The sequence below is a fragment of the Pseudomonas sp. DTU12.1 genome (assembly GCF_009873475.1).
GTDB lineage: Bacteria > Pseudomonadota > Gammaproteobacteria > Pseudomonadales > Pseudomonadaceae > Aquipseudomonas > Aquipseudomonas proteolytica.
Map to the genome: position 1 here is coordinate 420,686 of NZ_CP045254.1, position 14,381 is coordinate 435,066.

At 62.0% G+C, this 14,381-nt stretch carries 15 protein-coding genes; 12 read left to right on the forward strand and 3 right to left on the reverse strand.

The window, feature by feature from the left end; genetic code table 11:
* Positions 1-140 precede the first annotated feature (140 nt).
* Entirely contained in the window at positions 141-2,489 is a 2,349-nt protein-coding gene (locus GDV60_RS01840) for a TonB-dependent receptor (RefSeq protein ID WP_159906086.1), read from the forward strand.
* A 112-nt stretch (positions 2,490-2,601) separates the two neighbouring features.
* Here GDV60_RS01840 and GDV60_RS01845 read toward each other — a convergent pair whose 3' ends face one another.
* Genes GDV60_RS01845 through GDV60_RS01855 form a run of 3 tightly spaced genes read right to left on the reverse strand, consistent with a single transcriptional unit; the run spans position 2,602 to position 4,836 of the window.
* Positions 2,602-3,771: a CynX/NimT family MFS transporter gene (locus tag GDV60_RS01845; protein ID WP_159906088.1), complete on the reverse strand. Its 1,170-nt coding sequence runs from the start codon at positions 3,769-3,771 to the stop codon at positions 2,602-2,604.
* A complete protein-coding gene (locus GDV60_RS01850; protein ID WP_029299512.1) occupies positions 3,758-4,225 on the reverse strand; it encodes a nucleoside deaminase in 468 nt (155 codons plus the stop codon). The genes GDV60_RS01845 and GDV60_RS01850 overlap by 14 nt, the downstream gene beginning before the upstream one ends.
* Positions 4,222-4,836: an ankyrin repeat domain-containing protein gene (locus GDV60_RS01855; RefSeq protein ID WP_256679380.1), complete on the reverse strand. Its 615-nt coding sequence runs from the start codon at positions 4,834-4,836 to the stop codon at positions 4,222-4,224. Before GDV60_RS01855 ends, GDV60_RS01850 begins: the two co-directional genes overlap by 4 nt.
* A 154-nt stretch (positions 4,837-4,990) precedes the next feature.
* On the opposite strand from GDV60_RS01855, the gene GDV60_RS01860 reads away from it, so the two are divergent.
* The 11 genes from GDV60_RS01860 to GDV60_RS01910 all read left to right on the forward strand — a co-directional run bounded on the left by GDV60_RS01860 (position 4,991) and on the right by GDV60_RS01910 (position 14,353).
* A complete protein-coding gene (locus GDV60_RS01860) occupies positions 4,991-5,842 on the forward strand; it encodes a LysR family transcriptional regulator (RefSeq protein ID WP_159906092.1) in 852 nt (283 codons plus the stop codon).
* Between the two features lie 239 nt (positions 5,843-6,081).
* The gene (locus GDV60_RS01865; RefSeq protein WP_029299518.1) at positions 6,082-6,897 is read left to right on the forward strand and encodes an energy transducer TonB; all 816 of its coding nucleotides are present in this window, start codon (positions 6,082-6,084) and stop codon (positions 6,895-6,897) included.
* Between the two features lie 42 nt (positions 6,898-6,939).
* Complete coding sequence (locus GDV60_RS01870) at positions 6,940-7,665, forward strand: MotA/TolQ/ExbB proton channel family protein (RefSeq protein ID WP_029299520.1); 726 nt, start codon at positions 6,940-6,942, stop codon at positions 7,663-7,665.
* Between the two features lies 1 nt (position 7,666).
* A complete protein-coding gene (locus GDV60_RS01875; protein WP_029299521.1) occupies positions 7,667-8,068 on the forward strand; it encodes a biopolymer transporter ExbD in 402 nt (133 codons plus the stop codon).
* Positions 8,069-8,406: 338 nt separating this feature from the next.
* Positions 8,407-8,988, forward strand: a complete 582-nt coding sequence (locus GDV60_RS01880; RefSeq protein ID WP_029299524.1) for an alpha/beta hydrolase — start codon at positions 8,407-8,409, stop codon at positions 8,986-8,988.
* A gap of 50 nt (positions 8,989-9,038) precedes the next feature.
* Positions 9,039-9,965 (forward strand): sigma 54-interacting transcriptional regulator, encoded by a 927-nt coding sequence (locus tag GDV60_RS01885; protein WP_070996401.1) that lies wholly within the window; start codon positions 9,039-9,041, stop codon positions 9,963-9,965.
* Positions 9,966-10,114: 149 nt separating this feature from the next.
* Positions 10,115-10,897 carry a MetQ/NlpA family ABC transporter substrate-binding protein gene (locus tag GDV60_RS01890; protein WP_159906094.1) on the forward strand — a complete coding sequence of 261 codons (783 nt, stop codon included), beginning with the start codon at positions 10,115-10,117 and terminating at the stop codon, positions 10,895-10,897.
* 514 nt (positions 10,898-11,411) lie between these two features.
* Positions 11,412-12,077 carry an amino acid ABC transporter permease gene (locus GDV60_RS01895; protein ID WP_029299527.1) on the forward strand — a complete coding sequence of 222 codons (666 nt, stop codon included), beginning with the start codon at positions 11,412-11,414 and terminating at the stop codon, positions 12,075-12,077.
* A complete protein-coding gene (locus GDV60_RS01900) occupies positions 12,058-12,717 on the forward strand; it encodes an amino acid ABC transporter permease (protein ID WP_029299529.1) in 660 nt (219 codons plus the stop codon). Before GDV60_RS01895 ends, GDV60_RS01900 begins: the two co-directional genes overlap by 20 nt.
* A complete protein-coding gene (locus tag GDV60_RS01905; protein WP_029299531.1) occupies positions 12,714-13,490 on the forward strand; it encodes an amino acid ABC transporter ATP-binding protein in 777 nt (258 codons plus the stop codon). Before GDV60_RS01900 ends, GDV60_RS01905 begins: the two co-directional genes overlap by 4 nt.
* Entirely contained in the window at positions 13,487-14,353 is an 867-nt protein-coding gene (locus tag GDV60_RS01910) for a transporter substrate-binding domain-containing protein (protein WP_029299533.1), read from the forward strand. The genes GDV60_RS01905 and GDV60_RS01910 overlap by 4 nt, the downstream gene beginning before the upstream one ends.
* Positions 14,354-14,381: the final 28 nt, after the last annotated feature.

Sequence of the window (14,381 nt, forward strand, 5' to 3'; positions counted from 1 at the left end):
TATCGGGGAAATGCATTGGCTATGCATTAGGTCGACTCCTTATAAAGGCTATCTCTTATGCAGTAAATGTTTGTAAAAACATAAATAAATAACTTTATGGAATATGTGGCAGTACATATTCCGCACGACCGGAGCCGCTTATGAGTGTGTCGAAGCCCGTTGTACCGTCCTCCCTCTGGCGGCTCAAACGCCTGCCCCTGGCGCTGTTGCTGGCGGGCAGTGCCGGCTGGACGCCGAGCCAGGCCGCCGAAACCCCCGCCCCGGTGCCCAAGGGCGAGAGCGCCAGCGGGCAACTGGAGACGGTCACCGTGACCGCCCGCCGCCGCACCGAAAGCGCCCAGGAAGTGCCCACGCCGATGAGCGTGATCGGCGGCCAGGCCCTGGAGAGCCAGCGGGTCTATCGGATCCAGGACTTGCAGCAACTGGTGCCCAGCGTCAACGTCGCCTACATGCATGCGCGCCAGTCCAGCGTGTCGATCCGCGGGCTGGGCAATAACCCGGCCAGCGATGGCCTGGAAGGCAGTGTCGGGTTGTACATCGACAACGTGTACCTCGGGCGCCCGGGCATGGCGGTATTCGACCTGATGGATATCGAGCAGCTTGAAGTCTTGCGCGGCCCGCAAGGCACCCTGTTCGGCAAGAACACCACGGCCGGGGTGATCAATATCAGCACCCGCGCGCCGAGTTTTACTCCGGAGCGCAGCATCGAGACTTCGGTGGGCGAAGACGGCTATTTCCAGACCAAGGGCACGATTTCCGGGCCGCTCAACGATGAATTGGCCGGGCGCTTTTCTGCCTATCGCACCCGCAGCGATGGCGATATCAAGAACGAATACAACGGCCACGACCTCAACGGCGGTTCACGCCAGGGCTTTCGTGGGCAACTGCTGTACAAGCCCAACGAGGCCTTCAACCTGCGCTGGATCGGCGACTACAACGAAGAGGCCTCCAGCGCCGGCACCCGCGTGTTGTACAGCACCGGGCCGACCATCAATGGCACCAACCTCTACCAGTCGCGGGCGGATGCAGCCGGGGCGACCCTGGTCAACGGCGCGCACCGCAAGGTCAACCTGGACAACGACCAGCGTGTCACGGTGTTCCAGGGCGGTACCTCGCTGGAGGCCAATTGGACCCTGCCCAGCGACTTCACCCTGACGTCGGTCAGCGCCTATCGTTGGTGGAATTTCACCCCGCGCAACGACGATGGTCTGAACGTGCCGGCGTCCTACAACGCTGGCGTGTCGGTGGAAGACAAACAGTGGTCCCAGGAATTTCGCCTGGCGTCGCCGACCGGTGGGTTCTTCGATTACGTGGTGGGCGCCTACTACTTCGGCTCTGATCTGGACAACAAATCCTTCGCCTACTACGGACCCCAGGCTGATATCTGGAACGGCACGCCGACCGGGGCCTTGAGCAATGTCACCAGCATCGGCAACGGGCATATCCGCACCGACAGTTTTGCCCTGTTCGCCCAAGGCACCTGGCACCTGACCGAACGCCTGGATTTCACTGCCGGCCTGCGCGGCACCTATGAAGAAAAAAGCGCCTGGGTCAGCCGCAATGCACCTGTGGGGGGCGCAGCAGTAAGTGGCGCGGCGGCCACTGCGCGCAATGGGCGCACGGGCGCGTATGACTCCGGCGACCTCAACCAATACAGCACCAGCCCGTCCGGTTTGCTGAACCTCAGTTATCGCTTTAGCGATGACGTGCTGGGCTATGCGACCTTGTCCCATGGCGAGAAATCCGGTGGGGTCAACCTGGCGGTAGGCTCGGCCCCGACCGCCGGTGCGGACTCACTGTTGATCGGCACCGAGCGCGCCAACAACGCCGAGCTGGGCTTTAAAAGCACCTTGTGGGACCGTCGCCTGCAACTCAACGCCAACCTGTTCTGGACCCAGGTCAATGGCTACCAGACCAATGCCTACGACTACGGCAACCGCGTGCAGTACCTGACCAATGCCGGCTCCGTACGCTCCCGTGGCGTGGAATTGGAAAGCACCCTGGTGCCGATCCGTGGCCTGACGCTGAACCTCAACGGCTCGTTCAACGATGTACGTTACCTGTCGTACAAAGATGCGCCCTGCCCACCGGAAGTCAGCCTGCGCCCTGGTGCGCCGGCCTCGTGCGACCTCAGCGGGCACCAGGTGGTGGGTGCCTCGAAGTGGATTGCCAACGCCAACGGCGAATACAAATGGAACCTGGATAACGGCTTCGAACCCTACGTTACCGCCAGCTATGCCTATCGTTCGAAGGCGGTGGGCACGGTCGAGGATTCGGACTATGGGCAGATTCCCGGTTATGGGCTGGTCAACCTGTCCACCGGCCTGCGTGGCGATTTCCAGCAGGGTCAATGGGATGTGTCGTTATGGCTGAAAAACGCCTTCGACAAAACCTACTACACCACCCTGTGGACAGGCGGCAACGGTGGCTATGAAGGGCTACTGGGCACCCCGCGCACCCTGGGCGTGACCGGCCGCTACGATTTTTGAGTGCATACCTGTAGGAGCGAGCTTGCTCGCGAAGAACGCCCAGACGACGCGTTTAACCTGGTTCTGCGCGTTATCGTTGACGTTTTTCGCGAGCAAGCTCGCTCCTACACAATCAGCAAGCGGCGGTGCTGCGGTAAGTGGCTGGGCTGAATACCCGGGTGACCACCAGCATCGCGATCACTGTCACGGTCAACACCGCCCAGGCGCTGACAAAACTGCCGGTGAGTTCGCGCAACCAGCCGGTCATCCACGGCGACACGGCATTGATCAAGAAGCCCACGCCCTGCACGAATGCCGCCAGTTGCCCGGCTTCCCGTGGGTCACGGCGGTGGTCCAGGGTCAGCAGCAGGCTCAGGGCAAAGCACGCCCCCAGGCCGAAGCCGGTCAGCGCCACCCACAGGTGTGGGTATTGCAGCGGCGCCAACAGCAGGCCGAGATAACCCACGGTCTGGGCCAGCAGGCTTATGGTCAGCAAGGGCCGGCGGTCGATACCGCGTTGCGCCAGCGCCGGCATCAACAGCGCGGCAATCACCTGGAAAATCGTCATGAACGCCAGCAACGAGCCGCTGGGCAGCACGCCCCAACCCAGTTGCTGGTAGTACGCCGGCAGCCACGCCACCATGCTCATATACCCGCAGTTCACCAGGCCGAAATACAGTGCCAGCAACCAGGCGCGGCGGTTGCGCAGGCCCTGGAGCGGCGGCGCCACCTGCAGGTTTTTCGCCGCGCCCAATGGCAGCCACGCCCACAGCAGCAACGCGCCAAGCGCCGGCAGCAGCCAGATGCCCAGGCCGGCCTGCCAATTCTGGAAATGGCTGGCCACCAGTGGGCTGAGCAGTGCCGCCAAGCCACCGCCACCCATCAACGAGGCTGAATACACTCCCATCGCCAGGGGCACCCGTTGGTGGAACTGGCGCTTGATCATCGCCGGCACCAGCGCCTGGATCAGCGCCACACCGGCCCCGCCCAGCAACGCCGTGGCCAGCAGTGCCGGTGCCTGGCCCAGTAGCCAGCGCGCCAGGCATGCGAGCAGGATCATCACCAAGCCCAGGGCGATCCCGCGTCGTTCGCCCAACTGCGCCTCGACGCGGATGCCCACCAGCGCCACCAGCCCCATGCACACCACCGGCAGGCTGGTGAGCAAGGCACTGCTCTGGAAACTCAGGCCGGTTGCCAGGCGGATCTCCCCGAGCAACGGGCTGATGGAGCTGAGGATCGGCCGCAGGTTAAGGCCCAGCACCACCAGCAGGCCCCAGCCGGCGAGGGATTTATTCAGGGTCATGCAGGGTCTTCCATTGACGGTAAAGGGCTTGCATGGCCGGCATCGGCAGGTGCTCGACGGGCAGTTGCTGGGCGGTCAGCGGCAGGCTCATCTGCTGGTAAACCGCGGCAGTCGACAGCCCGAACGGCGCGGCCATTTCATTGCTCGCAGCAAACACCACGCGGGCCACGCCACACAAGTACATGGCGCCCAGGCACATTGGGCACGGCTGGCCGCTGGCGTAGATCACACAGCCTTCAAGGCGTGGGCCGAGCTGTTGGCTGGCACGGCGGATGGCGAGCATTTCGGCATGGGCGGTGGGGTCCTGGTCGAGGTGGATCTGGTTGACCGCCTCCACCAGCACAGCACCGTCCTTGACCAGCACGGCGCCAAACGGCCGCCCACCCCGGGCCACGTTGTCCTGCGCCAGGGCAACGGCACGTTGCAGCCAGGCTTGATCGTGTTGTGGGCTCATTGGGCACCTGCTTCTTGCAGCAGTTTGGCGATGGCCACCTGGCCGCGCTTTTGCGCCTGTTGCAGGGGGCTGATGCCGTCGCGGTCGGGCAGGTTCACATCGGCGCCGGCGCCGATCAGCATGGCGACGATTTGCTGATGGGCGAGGCCGCCGTCCGAGAGCACGATGGCTTCCATGAGCCCGGTCCAGCCCAGGCGGTTGACGTGGTTGACGTCGACGCCGGCGTCGATCAGCAGGCGCACCGTTTCCACGTGGCCGCGCTCGCACGCCGGGATCAGGGCGGTGCCGCCGTAGCGATTGGTGCTCTTGAGGTCGGCGCCATGGGCCAGGGTCATGGCCAGGATTTGATTGTGGCCGCTGGCGCCGGCCAGCAGGTAAGGGCTGTCTTGCATCAGGTTCTTGCGGTTCACATCGGCCCCGGCCTCGATCAGGGCGCGGGCGATATCGACGCGATTGGCCTGGGTGGCCAGCAACAGCGGCGTGCTGCCATCGATGGCGCGGGTATCCAGATCGGCACCCTTGGCCAGCAGTTGCTCGACCTGCGCCAATTGCCCGGCACGCACGGCGTCGAGCAAACCTTTATCGGCGGCCATGCTGTTACTTGCCACCATCAACCCCAATGCCAGGACGGCGGTTTTGAAAGGAGTAGGCCATGCCATGGGAACCTCGTTTCAGTGCAATGAACGGGAAGTATGGCCACCGCCTGAGGTATTCTGAAATTAAATATAACCATGCCAACCAGTGGCAAACACGATGGTGGTGTTCATGTTCGATCCCGTGCTGTTGCGCAGTTTTATCGCCGTCGTCGACTGCGCCAATTTCACCCGCGCCGCCGAACGCCTGCACCTCACCCAATCCACCGTCAGCCAGCAATTGCGCCGCTTGGAAGACAGCGTCGGCTGCCGCTTGCTTGACCGCGATCAGCGCCGGGTGGTGGCGACGGTCGAGGGTGAGCGCCTGCTGGCCTATGCGCGGCGCATCCTGGCGCTGAACGAAGAAGCCGCCGATGTGCTGATCAACCAGCAGAACGATGGCGTGCTGCGCCTGGGCGTGCCCGAGGACTTCGCCGCCGAGCGCTTGATGCCGCTGCTTTCGGCGTTTGTCGTGGCCTATCCACGGGTGCGCCTGGAGGTCACCAGCGGCTTGGGGCCGGCGCTGCTGCGCCAGTATCGCGGCGGCGAATTCGATGTGTTGCTGGTCAAGCAGATGGGCGACAGCGATGACTGCCTGGCCTCCTGGCCGGAGCCTTTGTGCTGGGTCGACAGCCGCCGCATGCCGGCGCTGGGCCGTGACCCATTGCCCCTGGTGGCGTTCCCGGTGGGCGGCCTGTACCGCAATGAAATGCTCCAGCACCTGGAGGTGGGTGGCTGGCGCTGGCGCATTGGCTATTCCAGCGCGAGCCTGGCCAGTGTGTGTTCGGCGGTGGCGGCGGGGTTGGGTATCAGCCTGTTGCCGGAGCGGGTGGTGCAGACCGGGCACGTGGTGCTCGGCGCCGACAGTGGTTTACCTGCAGTGCAGGGCGTGCGGCTGGCGCTGTATGGGCGCAGTGGGATGGGGGCGGCGGGCCAGAGCCTGCAGCGTCAATTATGGGATTTATGCGAGGCCAACCCGCGCTGAGTCATGCCTTTGAGGAATATTTTGCATGCCCGCAAAGCATCATGATTTTGCCCCTCGCCGCCAGGCCGCGTGGGGCGTGGCTTTGCTGGATTGGCTGAGTTTTTATATTCCTGTTCGGTCTATGTATAACTTTAAAGATTACTTTAAGAGATAAGCGTCTGCCCCCGATGATTCAGCTCTCGACGGTCGCCCCCGCAGGCCCGTCGGTTTTTTCGCTGAAGACAGCAGGGAGTGAATCAATGGGCAATGTCCAGACCGCCGCCAGTGCACATGAGGCGCTGTGGCGCCAGGCACCGAGTGGTGAGTTGGTCGACCTTGGCCGGCCGCACCGCGCGCCCCTGGGGCAGTTGCGGTTGCAGAAAACCCCCAAGGGGATCTTGAGCCGCCGTGAAGGCATTTTATTGGGCCTGTTGGCACTGGCGCTGCATGGCGCGGTGATCTATTGGGTCAGCCAGAAACCGGTGCCGGTGCTGCCGATTGTGCCGCCGGAAATTCCACCAATGACCATCGAGTTTTCCCAGCCAGCGCCACCGGTGGTGGAACCGCCGCCGCCTGTACCGCCGCCGCCACCGCCTCCGGTCGTGGAACCACCGCCGCCTGTGGTGGATGAGTTGGCGGCCAAGCCGGCGCCACCCAAGCCGATCCCCAAACCAAAGCCCAAACCGGTGCCCAAGCCCGAACCCAAGCCTGCGCCAAAAGCCGTCGAACAACCGCCCGCGCCACCCCAGCCGGCACCACCGGCGCCCACGCCAGCCCCGCCTGCGCCGGCACCGGTAACACCTGCTTCGGCCAACGCCGCGTACCTGAAGAACCCGGCGCCCGAGTACCCATCACTGGCCCAGCGCCGTGGCTGGGAAGGCACTGTGTTGTTGCGGGTGCATGTATTGGCCAGCGGCAAACCCGGTGAGATCCAGGTGCAGAAGAGCAGCGGTCGCCAGCAACTCGACGACGCCGCCCTCAGCGCCGTGAAGCGCTGGAGCTTCGTGCCCGCCAAGCAGGGCGACGTGGCACAGGATGGCTGGGTCAGCGTGCCCATCGATTTCAAGATTCATTGAGCCTTTGCTCGACACCCTATCGCTTACACCGAGGTACACATCATGACGTTACTGGCATCTCCACTTGAATCCATCGAAAGCGCGGTGATCTGGCTGCTGGTGGTTTTTTCCGTCGCCACCTGGGGCCTGGCTCTGCTCAAGGGCGTGCAGTTCGCCCGCCTCAAGGCTCAGGATCGCAAGTTCCACAAACAGTTCTGGGCGGCGTCGAGCCTGGATTCGGCCGCCGAGCTGAGCGAAACCCACCCCGGCGCCGCCGCCCGTGTGGCCCAGGCTGGCTACGCCGCGATCCAGGTGGGTGATGCACCGCACGCCGCTGACCTGAGCCAGGCGATCAACCATCAGGACCGCCTCGAACGTGCCCTGCGCCAGCAGATCGTGCGTGAACGGCGCTCCCTGGAAACCGGCCTGGCCGTGGTCGCGAGTATCGGCAGCACCTCGCCCTTTATCGGCCTGTTCGGCACCGTGTGGGGGATCATGGAAGCATTGAAAGGGATCAGCGCTGCCGGTTCCGCCAGCCTGGAAACCGTGGCCGGCCCGATCGGCGCGGCGCTGGTCGCGACCGGTGTGGGGATCGCCGTCGCCGTGCCGGCGGTGCTGGTCTACAACTACTTCCTGCGTCGCCTGAAGCTCACGGCTGCCGACCTGGACGACTTCGCCCATGACTTCTACAGCCTGGCGCAGAAAAACTCGTTCCGCGTGCTGGTCCACCCGGCGCTGCATAAAAACGCCGCCCAGGGCAGCGCGCAAAAAGTGAAGGAGGCGTCCTGATATGGCCTTCTCTACCCAAGACAGCGACGAGGTACTCAGTGAGATCAACGTCACGCCCCTGGTGGACGTGATGCTGGTACTGCTGGTGGTGTTTATCGTCACCGCCCCGCTGTTGACCAACGCGATTCCGATCAACCTGCCCAAGACCGAGGCCGTGGCCCCGGTGGAGCAGAAAGACCCGCTGGTGGTGAGCATCGACGGTGCCGGCAAGGTGTTTATCAACAAGGATGAAATCCAGCCGGACCTGCTGGAGTTCAACCTGCAGGCCGCCAAGGCGAAGGACCCTGAGGTGCGGGTACAACTGCAGGCTGACGATGGTGTGAATTATGGCGAAGTGGCTCGGGCCATGGCGTCGATTGAGCGAGCGGGGATTACCAAGCTGTCGGTGATTACTGCGCGTTAGTGTCAAAAGCCTCGACAATTTTTTGGCCGTCTCCTTGGCAGGGTGCGGCCTTTTTTTTGCCTGTGGCAAGCCCGCTCGCCACAGAGCACTAGCTGCTTGGGCTTGTCGGTTGGATACACCACAAAATAAATGTGGGAGCTGGCTTGCCTGCGATGACGGTGTGTCAGCTGCCCGTGCATTGCCTGAACCACCGCCATCGCGGGCAAGCCCGCTCCCACATTATTTGATTGATGGGGCTGTGTTTTTGGTTATTAACAAATAGCTTCTTATTCCTTAACGAATATATGCCCCGTCCCTATACTGGTCAGCAACGTTAAACGCTGCAGGAGGGCACACCCATGCACAGCGAGTTGATCCGTTACCTGATCGTGCCGGGCTGGCAAGGATCGCCAGAAGATCATTGGCAAACCCATTGGCAGAACAGCCTGCCCAACAGCGCTCGCGTGGAGCAGGCCGACTGGCTGACCCCGCGCCGTGAAGACTGGGTGGCGGCCTTGGCCGAAGCCATTGCGGCCGACAGCACTCCGGTGATCCTTATCGCCCATAGCCTGGGTTGCATCACCGTGGCGCATTGGGCGGCCAGCGCGCCGTTGCAGTTCTTGCGTCAGGTGCGCGGTGCGTTGCTGGTGGCCCCTGCGGATGTCGAGCGCCCGGCGTGTGCGCCTGCCTTGCGCAACTTTGCGCCGATCCCCCGCGACCTGTTGCCGTTCCCCAGCCAGATCGTCAGCTCCGACAACGACAGCGCCGTCAGTGCCCCTCGGGCCCTGGAACTGGCGCGTAACTGGGGGGCTGAAGCCGGGATTCTCGCGGGGGCCGGGCATATCAACGTGAAGTCCGGCCACCAGCGTTGGGAGCAGGGTTTCGCCTATCTCTATCGCCTGCAAAACCGTCTGGAGCATCACTCCCGGCGCCGCGCCTAATACCTTTTCAACGCCCCCTCCCTTAAGTGGAATTGGGGCGGGAGCCTGCCATGAGCCTGCATGAAACCTTTGGCCAGCCACTGCTGACCTTCCCCGACGCCGAAAAAAGCCCCCTGAGCATCCGCGCCAAGGCACTGGTGTTTGTCGACCCCCGTTCAAGACAGCTGCGCGAAGACCTCGAAAGCCTGGCCCCGCGAGCCTTGCCCGTGTTGATTCGCGGCGAAACCGGCAGCGGCAAGGAATTGCTGGCGCGCCATATCCATCGCGGCAGTGACCGCAGCGGCCTGTTTGTGTCGGTCAACTGCGGCGCCATCAGCCCGACCTATGCCGATGCTGAATTGTTCGGCTATGCCGCCGGCAGCCACAGCGGCGCGGCCAGTAGCCGGGCTGGCTGGTTCGGCTCGGCCAACGGCGGCACCTTGTACCTCGATGAGATCGGCGACCTGCCGTTGCCGATCCAGGTCAAGCTGCTCGCCGCCCTGGAAAACCACGAAGTCACCCGTGTCGGCGCCCATCAGCCGAGCCCGGTGGACGTGCGCCTGGTCGCCGCTACCAGCATCGACCTGGCCCAGGCCGTGGCCGTGGGCAAGTTCAATGAGCGCCTGTTCCATTACCTCAGCGAAGGCCAACTGGAACTGCCGGCCCTGCGCGAGCGGGTGGGTGACATCCTGTCGTTGGCCGAGTACTTCCTGGGTATCTACAGCCAGCGCCTGGACCTGCCGGTGCCATTGATCAGCGAGGACGCGCAGCGCGTGCTGGAGCAGCACAGTTGGCCGGGCAATACCCGTGAGCTGGAGAACGTGATCCACTTTGCGCTGCTGGTCAGCAGCGGCGATGAGATCTTGCCGGAGCATTTGAACCTGCCGGTGGTGTCGGTGGCGCAGATTGAGCATCAGGTGCGACAGATCCTGAGCAACGGCAGCGAAATCGAGCGCGCAGCGTTGACGCGTCTGTTTGGGGGGTTGGGCTCTGTATGAGCAAAATGGAATATCAAAGTGAATAAAAGGTATTGTTCGGGAATAAAAAATATCGGTATTGTCCATCCCACGCCGCGATAGCACATCGCTGGCACCCCCATAAGAAGTGGTCGTCACCGACGCCCCGGATTTTCGATTAAGGACACTGCATGAAAAAGGTTCTGTTGTTCACCGCACTGGCGGCTGCCCTGACTGCCGGCATCGCTCAAGCCAACGAAAAACTGGTGGTCGCGGCCACTCCAGTGCCCCACGCCGAGATCCTTGAGCTGATCAAGCCGACCCTGGCCAAAGAAGGCGTGGACCTGGAAATCAAGGTCTTCACCGACTACGTGCAACCGAACGTGCAAGTGGCCGAGAAGCGCCTGGATGCCAACTACTTCCAGACCCTGCCGTACCTGGAAAACTTCAACAAGGGTAAAGGCACCAACCTGGTCACGGTCGTTGGCGTGCACGTTGAACCGTTTGGCGGCTACTCGAAAAAGATCAAGAAAATCGAAGACCTGAAAGATGGCGCCATTGTTGCCATTCCCAACGAAGGCTCCAACAGCGGCCGCGCGCTGTTGCTGCTGCAGAAGGCCGGTGTGATCACTCTCAAAGACCCGACCAATGCCCTGGCCACGCCAAAAGACATCGCCAGCAACCCGAAGAACCTGAAGTTCAAGGAACTGGAATCGGCCCTGCTGCCCCGCGTCCTCGACCAGGTTGACCTGGACTTGATCAACACTAACTACGCCCTGGAAGCCGGCCTGAACCCGGCCAAGGATGCGCTGATCATTGAATCGTCCGATTCGCCGTACGTGAACTTCCTGGTGGCCCGTCCAGACAACAAGGACAGCGTCGCGATCCAGAAACTGTCCAAGGCCCTGACCAGCCCGGAAGTCAAAGCCTTCATCGAGAAGAAATACAGTGGCGCGGTGGTCCCAGCGTTCTGATTGCCCAAACCCCCTTCAAGGTTTGAACGCCGAACATCATGTGGGAGCGGGCTTGCTCGCGAATGCGGTGGTGCAGTCACTATCTCTGTTGACTGAGCCACCGCTTTCGCGAGCAAGCCCGCTCCCACATGGGTGGGTGTCATGCCTGTTAATCCCGGCTATTGATCGCCCGGCGCAACGCCACCAACCACTTCACCAAGTCCTGCGGGTCGATCGGTTTGGTTTCGCTCATCTGTCATTCCCTCGCTGATTAAATGGCCCTCAGTCTGGCCACGCGCTGTCCATCCCTGTCGTTCAGCGCTGAAAAAAAGACCCTTCCTACACGCCCAAGAACCTTAGCTGTCACCTGCCAACCCGGCGAATCCACCGGTTAGCTTTTTGGGTGATATCAATATGCTATTTCGGTATTTAAATTTTGGTTTTTATACCTTTAAAGTCAGCGCTTCCCGGCGTTACCCACGCTGGACCGGACTGCGTTTACGCCGCATTACCCCTGCGGCGCCCAGGACTTGAAATGACTTTCGACTACGCGTTTATCCTCAGCACCCTGCCGGCGTTTCTCAAGGCCGTTGGGGTGACTCTGCAAGTGGGCTTGATCGCCATCGGCACCTCGCTGCTGGTGGCGCTGATCAACTCAGCCTTGCTGGTGTTCCGCACGCCCTACCTGTCGCGCCTGGTGGCGTTGTATGTGGAGCTGGCGCGTAACACGCCGCTGCTGATCCAGCTGTTCTTCGTGTACTTCGCCTTGCCGGCCCTGGGTTTCAATATCTCCGGGTTCTGGGCGGCGATTATCACCATGACCTTTTTGGGCGGTGCCTACCTCACCGAAGTGCTGCGCGCCGGTGTGGAGGCGGTGCCGCTGGCGCAGATCGAGTCGGGCAAGTCCATCGGCCTGTCCGACTGGCAACTGCTGCGCCATGTGATCCTGCCCCAGGCCGGGATCCTCAGCCTGCCGGCGCTGTTCGCCAATTTCATTTTCCTGCTCAAGGAGACCACTGTGGTCTCGGCGGTGGCGGTGCCGGAGATTCTCTACACCACCAAAAGCTACATCGCCCTCTACTACAAGACTTACGAGATGCTCGCCGTGCTCACGCTGATCTGCGTGTTGTTGTTCTTGCCGCTGTCGCTGCTGCTCAGCCGCCTGGAAAGGAGGCTCCAGCATGGCCAGTTCGGGTCTTGAGTTGTTGTGGGTGTCGTTGCCGCAACTGGGCAAGGGCGCTGCGCAAACCCTGTCGATTTCGTTTTTGAGCATCGCCTTCAGCACCCTTGGCGGGGTGGCGTATGGGGTGCTGCGCACGTTGAATGTGCGTGCGATCAACCTGCTGCTGCGCATTTACCTGGAGTTGTTCCGCGCGATCCCGGTGCTGGTGTGGCTGTATCTGCTGTTCTTTGGCCTGCCGATTTTCACCGGCCTGAGCATCCCCAGTTTCTGGTGTGCAGTGCTGGTGCTGTCGCTGTGGGGCGCCAGTGAAGTGGGCGAAGTGGTGCGCGGCGCGTTGCATTCGCTGCCACGTGGGCAGCGGGAGGCGGGGCTGTCGATTGGTTTGTCGGCGCCGCAACTCTACGGCTATGTGCTGTTGCCCCAGGCGCTCAAACGCATGACGCCGCCGACCATCAACGTCTACACGCGGATCATCAAGACCAGCTCCCTGGCGGTGCTGATCGGCGTGGTGGATGTGATCAAGGTCGGCCAGCAAATCATCGAGCGCACTTATGAGTCGGTATTGATCTACGGCGCGCTGTTCCTGTTTTTCTTCTTTATCTGCTACCCGTTGTCGGCCGCCTCCAAGGTGCTGGAACGGCGCTGGGCCCAAGCATGAGCGCATTGATCGAGTTCCAGGGTTTCAATAAATTCTTCGGCGAACAGCAGGTGCTCAACGGCATCGACCTGAGTGTGCAAAGCGGCGAAGTAGTGGTAATCCTCGGCCCCAGCGGCTGCGGCAAAAGCACTTTGCTGCGGTGCCTGAACGGCCTGGAAGTGGCCCACAGCGGCAGCCTGCGGCTGGCCGGCAAAGAGCTGCTGGATAAACACACCGACTGGCGCCAGGTGCGCCAGGACGTGGGCATGGTGTTCCAGAGTTATCACCTGTTCCCCCATATGAGCGTGCTCGACAACATCCTGCTGGGCCCGCTGAAAGTGCAAAAACGCGAACCCCGCGAGGCCCGTCATCAGGCCGAAAAACTGCTGGAGCGGGTAGGGCTCGCCGACAAGCGCGATGCGTTCCCGCGCCAGTTGTCCGGTGGTCAGCAGCAACGCATCGCCATCGTCCGCTCGTTGTGCATGAACCCCCAGGTCATGCTGTTTGATGAGGTCACCGCCGCCCTTGACCCGGAAATGGTCAAGGAAGTGCTGGAGGTGATCCAGGACCTGGCGCGCGATGGCATGACCCTGCTGATCGTCACCCATGAAATGGCCTTCGCCCGCGCCGTCGCCGACCGCGTGGTGTTTATGGAGGCCGGCCGCATCCTCGAACACAACACCCCCGAGGCCTTCTTTACGAACCCGCAGACCGCACGCGCGCAGCAGTTCCTCGAGAAATTCTCGTTTGTTTCAACACTGCCCAAGAAAATCAAGGAACTGGAGCTGTCATGAAAACTGCCAAGTTGTTACTGCCGCTGCTCGGCCTCGCCTTACTGGCCGGCTGCAACAAAACCGAAGAACCGGCCAAACCCGCCGCTGCCGCGCCGGCGGCGGTGAGCTATATCGACAAGATCAAGGCTCGCGACAAGCTGATCGTCGGCGTATTTACCGATAAGCCGCCGTTTGGCTTTGTCGATGAAGCCGGGCGCTACGTGGGTTTTGATACCGACATCGGCCGCCAGTTTGCCAAGGACCTGCTGGGCGACGAAAACAAGGTCGAGTTCGTGGCCGTGGAGCCGGCCAGCCGCATCCCGTTCCTGCAGAGCGACAAGGTCGACCTGATCCTCGCCAACATGACCGTGACCCCCGAGCGCAAGGAAGCGGTGGAATTCACCAACCCCAACCTGAAAGTCGCGGTCCAGGCCCTGGTGCCTAACGACAGCGTGGTCAAAAGCCTCGACGACCTGGCGACCCGCACCACCATCGTCACCACCGGCACCACGGCTGATATCTGGCTGACCAAGAACCACCCGGATTGGAAACTGCTCAAGTTCGAAAAAAACTCCGAGTCGCTGCAAGCGCTGTCGGCTGGGCGTGGCGATGCCTATGCGCAAGACAACCTGGTGCTGTTCAGCTGGGCCAAGCAGAACCCGGGCTACCGTGTGCTTGAAGAGAAGCTGGGTGATGAAGCGCCGATTGCGCCGGCGGTGAAGAAGGGCAATATCGAACTGCGCGACTGGGTGAATGCCGAGTTGGCGAAGCTGGGTGAAGAGAAGTTCTTGCTCAAGCTGTATGACCAGTACGTGCGTAAAGAACTGAGCGATGACACCAAGCCTGAGAGTGTGATTGTTGAGGGGGGTAAGTGGCAGGGTTGATCTTGTACTGAATGCTCCACCGCTATCG

Excerpts from the sequence above, each read along its gene's own strand:
- GDV60_RS01900 (WP_029299529.1), top strand. The coding sequence starts at position 12,058 with ATGGCCAGTTCGGGTCTTGAGTTGTTGTGGGTGTCGTTGCCGCAACTG.
- GDV60_RS01870 (WP_029299520.1), top strand. The coding sequence starts at position 6,940 with ATGACGTTACTGGCATCTCCACTTGAATCCATCGAAAGCGCGGTGATC.
- GDV60_RS01880 (WP_029299524.1), top strand. The coding sequence starts at position 8,407 with ATGCACAGCGAGTTGATCCGTTACCTGATCGTGCCGGGCTGGCAAGGA.
- GDV60_RS01895 (WP_029299527.1), top strand. The coding sequence starts at position 11,412 with ATGACTTTCGACTACGCGTTTATCCTCAGCACCCTGCCGGCGTTTCTC.
- GDV60_RS01885 (WP_070996401.1), top strand. The coding sequence starts at position 9,039 with ATGAGCCTGCATGAAACCTTTGGCCAGCCACTGCTGACCTTCCCCGAC.
- GDV60_RS01875 (WP_029299521.1), top strand. The coding sequence starts at position 7,667 with ATGGCCTTCTCTACCCAAGACAGCGACGAGGTACTCAGTGAGATCAAC.
- GDV60_RS01850 (WP_029299512.1), bottom strand. The coding sequence starts at position 4,225 with ATGAGCCCACAACACGATCAAGCCTGGCTGCAACGTGCCGTTGCCCTG.
- GDV60_RS01910 (WP_029299533.1), top strand. The coding sequence starts at position 13,487 with ATGAAAACTGCCAAGTTGTTACTGCCGCTGCTCGGCCTCGCCTTACTG.
- GDV60_RS01865 (WP_029299518.1), top strand. The coding sequence starts at position 6,082 with ATGGGCAATGTCCAGACCGCCGCCAGTGCACATGAGGCGCTGTGGCGC.
- GDV60_RS01890 (WP_159906094.1), top strand. The coding sequence starts at position 10,115 with ATGAAAAAGGTTCTGTTGTTCACCGCACTGGCGGCTGCCCTGACTGCC.
- GDV60_RS01840 (WP_159906086.1), top strand. The coding sequence starts at position 141 with ATGAGTGTGTCGAAGCCCGTTGTACCGTCCTCCCTCTGGCGGCTCAAA.
- GDV60_RS01860 (WP_159906092.1), top strand. The coding sequence starts at position 4,991 with ATGTTCGATCCCGTGCTGTTGCGCAGTTTTATCGCCGTCGTCGACTGC.
- GDV60_RS01905 (WP_029299531.1), top strand. The coding sequence starts at position 12,714 with ATGAGCGCATTGATCGAGTTCCAGGGTTTCAATAAATTCTTCGGCGAA.
- GDV60_RS01855 (WP_256679380.1), bottom strand. The coding sequence starts at position 4,836 with ATGGTGGCAAGTAACAGCATGGCCGCCGATAAAGGTTTGCTCGACGCC.
- GDV60_RS01845 (WP_159906088.1), bottom strand. The coding sequence starts at position 3,771 with ATGACCCTGAATAAATCCCTCGCCGGCTGGGGCCTGCTGGTGGTGCTG.